The 4,537-nt window shown below is 55.3% G+C and carries 5 protein-coding genes; 3 read left to right on the forward strand and 2 right to left on the reverse strand.

Annotation, left to right across the window (positions count from 1 at the left end):
• From RTY00_RS20290 to RTY00_RS20300, 3 genes are all read left to right on the forward strand, one after another.
• On the forward strand, nt 1-665 hold a 665-nt coding region (locus RTY00_RS20290), incomplete at its 5' end, for a catalase (RefSeq protein ID WP_312665836.1).
• Nucleotides 666-773: 108 nt separating this feature from the next.
• Nucleotides 774-1,190, forward strand: a complete 417-nt coding sequence (locus tag RTY00_RS20295; RefSeq protein WP_061718371.1) for a secondary thiamine-phosphate synthase enzyme YjbQ — start codon at nt 774-776, stop codon at nt 1,188-1,190.
• A 3-nt stretch (nt 1,191-1,193) separates the two neighbouring features.
• Nucleotides 1,194-1,544 carry an MmcQ/YjbR family DNA-binding protein gene (locus RTY00_RS20300; RefSeq protein WP_008109961.1) on the forward strand — a complete coding sequence of 117 codons (351 nt, stop codon included), beginning with the start codon at nt 1,194-1,196 and terminating at the stop codon, nt 1,542-1,544.
• A 6-nt stretch (nt 1,545-1,550) separates the two neighbouring features.
• Here RTY00_RS20300 and RTY00_RS20305 read toward each other — a convergent pair whose 3' ends face one another.
• Together RTY00_RS20305 and uvrA are read right to left on the reverse strand one after the other, a co-directional pair.
• A complete protein-coding gene (locus RTY00_RS20305) occupies nt 1,551-2,615 on the reverse strand; it encodes an NAD(P)-dependent alcohol dehydrogenase (protein WP_061718370.1) in 1,065 nt (354 codons plus the stop codon).
• Between the two features lie 211 nt (nt 2,616-2,826).
• A partial coding sequence (uvrA, locus tag RTY00_RS20310; protein ID WP_312665838.1) for an excinuclease ABC subunit UvrA occupies nt 2,827-4,537 on the reverse strand: 1,711 nt, incomplete at its 5' end.

Below are 4,537 nucleotides of genomic sequence, written 5' to 3' on the forward strand. Positions count from 1 at the left end.
TGGATAAGTTCGACTTCAACCCGCTGGACGCCACCAAAATCTGGCCGGGTATCGCTGAAGTGAAAGTGGGCCAGATGGAACTGAATCGCAACGTGGATAACTTCTTCCAGGAAACCGAGCAAGTCGCAATGGCGCCGTCGAATCTGGTGCCGGGCATTGAACCATCAGAAGATCGCCTGCTGCAGGGCCGCTTGTTCTCCTACGCCGATACCCAGATGCACCGTTTGGGCGCTAATGGCCTGACGTTGCCGGTCAACGCGCCGCGCGTGCCGGTGAGTAACGGTAATCAGGATGGCGCGATGAACAGCGGCAAAGCTGACGATCATGGTGTGAACTATCAGCCAAGCCGCATCTATCCGCGCGAAGAGCTGCAGAGCGCACGTTATAGTCACAGCCCGCTGAGCGGCACTACGCAGCAGGCGAAGATCGCTAAAACGCAGAACTTTAAGCAGGCGGGCGATCTGTATCGTTCCTTTAACGACAAAGAGAAAACCGATCTGATCAATTCTCTGGGCGGCGCGTTGAAAGGCGTGGATGTGCAGAGCCGCGCCATTATGCTGTCGTACTTCTACAAAGCCGATAAAGAGTACGGCGAGCGTCTGGCTGCTATCACCAAAGATGATGTGGGCAGCATCAAAACCATGGCCGCTAAGCTGAGCGACTAACCTTCAGTCGGCAGAGTTCACGCTCTGCCGCTTTTTCCTCTCTTCAGGGTTTACCTTTCGCCGACATGCTGCACACTTAAACGGTGTGATTACTTTTAGGATTCTGGCATGTGGCATCAACAAACGCTTACGCTTGGCGCCAAAGCGCGCGGCTTTCATCTGATTACCGACGAGATTGTCGGCCAGCTTCACGGCTTATCCGATGTGCGCGTCGGCCAATTGCATCTCCTGCTGCAACACACATCGGCGTCTCTAACGCTAAATGAGAATTGCGATCCCACGGTGCGCAGCGATATGGAGCAGCATTTCTTACGCCATGTTCCGGAAAGTGCGCCTTATCAGCACGACTACGAAGGGGCTGACGACATGCCCGCACACATTAAATCGTCGCTACTCGGCGTTTCGCTCCTGATTCCGGTCAACCGTGGTCGCCTGATGTTAGGCACATGGCAGGGAATCTGGTTGGGTGAACATCGGGTGCAGGGCGGTGCGCGGCGTATCGTGGCGACCTTACAAGGGGAATAAAACATGAACACATCGGATTTACTGACGTACTGCATGAGCAAGCCGGGCGCGGAGCAAAGCTTTAAAGAGTGCTGGCAGGCGACGCAGATTAAAAGTGAAGGTGTGCTGTTTGCCATGCTTTATGAGGTAAAAGGGCGTCCGGCTTTGTCGCTGAAAGCAACGCCTGCACTAGCGGAATTATTACGTGAGGAGCATAACGATGTGTTTCCCAGCGAGCACTTAAACAAGTCGCACTGGAGCACGCTGTGGCTGGATGGTTCGCTGAAAGATTCGCAGATTTATTATCTGGTGGATGCTTCCTGGCAACAGGCTGACGCCACGCGTGAAGCGGGCGTCAACCATGATGACCACTGAGGCGAATTAAGCCGCAGATTCCTCGCGCAGGGTATTGATATCAATCACGAAGCGGTATTTCACGTCGCTTTTCAGCATGCGTTCGTAGGCTTCGTTGATTTGATTCATCGCGATCAGTTCGATATCTGAAGTGATACCGTGCTCGCCGCAGAAATCCAGCATCTCCTGGGTTTCCGCAATGCCGCCAATCAGTGAACCAGCGATGCTACGGCGTTTGAAGATCAGGTTGAAGACCTGCGGTGCCGGGTGATCGTGCTCCGGTGCGCCGACCAGCGTCATGTTGCCATCACGCTTCAGCAGGGCGATGAACGGGTTGAGATCGTGCTGTGCCGCAACCGTGTTCAGGATGAAGTCAAAGCTGTTGGTGTGCGCTGCCATTTGATCGGCATCTTTCGAAATCACCACCTCATCAGCGCCGAGGCGTTTACCATCTTCAATTTTTGACGGTGACGTGGTGAACAGCACCACATGTGCACCCATCGCATGAGCCAGTTTTACGCCCATATGACCGAGGCCACCCAAACCGACGATACCGACTTTTTTACCTGGACCAACATTCCAGTGACGCAGTGGCGAGTAGGTAGTGATACCGGCACACAGCAGCGGCGCAACGCCCGCCAGATCGAGATTCTCTGGAACGCGCAGCACGAAGCTTTCATCTACTACCATGCTGGTGGAGTAACCGCCGTAGGTGATGGCTTTGGTTTCACGGTCTTCACCGTTATAAGTGCCAACGAAGCCATTTTCGCAATACTGCTCCAGCCCTTCCTGACAGCTTGGACAGCTGCGGCAGGAATCAACCATACAACCAACGCCCACCAAATCACCCACTTTGTAGTTGTGAGTGTGCGCGCCAACGGCAGTGACGCGACCCACGATTTCATGGCCCGGCACTACAGGGAAAATGGTGTTGCGCCATTCGTTGCGCGCGGTATGCAGGTCAGAGTGGCAGACGCCGCAGTACAACACTTCAATCTGCACATCATGAGCGCGCAGTTCGCGTGGCTTAAAGTCGAACGGGGCGAGTTTTGCTTTCGCGTCCTGTGCGGCATAGGCATGCGTAATATTCATGGTGTCTCCAGTAGGATGTGTCGTGAGTTTTATGCGGGATCCCGTCAGGGATAAAAGGCGCGTGAATCACGCCAAAAGGAACGCTGTAAGGATAGTCAGCAGGATGGAATGCGTATATGCCTGAAGTTGTCTGATTCTTGCCTGTTCCTGCATTTCGTTGCGGAATTCGGCAGAAAAAAATCAGGCCCGCAATGGTGGGCCTGGGAGAAAATTACTTCTTCAACATTGGCTTAAGGAAACGCGCCGTGTGTGATTTTTCACACTCCGCCACCGTTTCTGGCGTACCGGACACCAGGATTTCACCGCCGCCGCTGCCGCCTTCCGGGCCGAGATCGACAATCCAGTCCGCGGTTTTCACCACGTCGAGGTTGTGCTCAATCACCACGATGGTGTTGCCCTGATCGCGCAGCTGATGCAGTACTTCCAGCAGTTGCTGAATATCCGCAAAGTGCAGACCGGTGGTCGGCTCATCAAGAATATAGAGCGTCTGGCCGGTGCCACGTTTAGACAGCTCACGCGCCAGCTTAACGCGCTGCGCTTCACCGCCCGAAAGCGTGGTCGCCGACTGACCGAGGCGGATATACGACAGGCCAACATCGATCAGCGTTTGCAGCTTACGCGCCAGCGCCGGCACCGCATCAAAGAACTCGCGCGCTTCTTCGATGGTCATATCCAGCACTTCGTGGATGCTTTTGCCTTTGTATTTGATCTCCAGCGTTTCGCGGTTATAGCGTTTGCCTTTGCACTGATCGCACGGCACGTAGATGTCGGGCAGAAAGTGCATTTCTACCTTGATCACGCCGTCGCCCTGACAGGCTTCGCAACGTCCGCCGCGCACGTTGAAGCTAAAGCGGCCTGGATTGTAGCCGCGTGAGCGCGCTTCAGGCACACCGGCGAACAGCTCACGTACTGGCGTGAAAATGCCGGTATAGGTCGCGGGATTCGATCGTGGCGTACGGCCAATTGGGCTCTGATCGATATCGATCACTTTATCGAAATGTTCCAGACCGGCGATCTCACGATACGGCGCGGCTTCGATGGTGGTCGCGCCATTGAGCTGGCGCTGCGCAATCGGGAACAGCGTATCGTTGATCAGCGTTGATTTACCCGAGCCGGACACGCCAGTGATGCAGGTAAACAAGCCGACCGGAATCGTCAGCGTGACATCTTTGAGGTTGTTACCGCGCGCACCGGTCAGTTTCAGCACTTTAGCGGGATCGCCTTTGACGCGCTGTTTAGGGATCGCGATCTCACGTTTGCCGCTGAGGAACTGGCCGGTCAGGGAATTTTCATTCGCCATGATCGCGTGCACATCGCCTTCGGCAACCACCTGACCACCGTGCACGCCAGCGCCCGGACCGATATCGATCACATGGTCAGCGGCACGAATCGCATCCTCATCGTGCTCCACTACAATCACCGTGTTACCGAGATCGCGCAGGTGAATCAGCGTGCCGAGCAGGCGTTCGTTGTCGCGCTGATGCAAGCCGATGGACGGTTCATCCAGCACGTACATCACGCCAACCAAACCGGCACCAATCTGGCTGGCCAGACGAATACGCTGCGCTTCACCGCCGGAGAGCGTTTCCGCCGAACGTGACATCGACAGGTAATTCAAGCCGACGTTCACCAGGAAGCTCAGACGATCGCCAATCTCCTTAAGGATTTTTTCCGCGATCTGCGCACGCTGGCCGCTCAGCTTCATGTTGGCGAAGAAATCCATCGCATGGCCGATGCTCATTTCTGAGATGGTCGGCAGGTTGGTGTCTTCGACAAAAACATGGCGCGCTTCACGACGCAGACGCGTGCCTTCACAGCTGGCACAGGCGCGGTTGCTGATAAATTTCGCCAGCTCTTCACGCACCGCGTTGGATTCCGTCTCTTTATAACGGCGCTCCATGTTGTGCAGCACGCCTTCAAAC

Origin of the sequence: Pantoea sp. CTOTU49201, from assembly GCF_032054795.1 — a bacterium.
GTDB classification, from domain to species: domain Bacteria; phylum Pseudomonadota; class Gammaproteobacteria; order Enterobacterales; family Enterobacteriaceae; genus Pantoea; species Pantoea symbiotica.

Excerpts from the sequence above, each read along its gene's own strand:
- RTY00_RS20300 (WP_008109961.1), top strand. The coding sequence starts at position 1,194 with ATGAACACATCGGATTTACTGACGTACTGCATGAGCAAGCCGGGCGCG.
- RTY00_RS20305 (WP_061718370.1), bottom strand. The coding sequence starts at position 2,615 with ATGAATATTACGCATGCCTATGCCGCACAGGACGCGAAAGCAAAACTC.
- RTY00_RS20295 (WP_061718371.1), top strand. The coding sequence starts at position 774 with ATGTGGCATCAACAAACGCTTACGCTTGGCGCCAAAGCGCGCGGCTTT.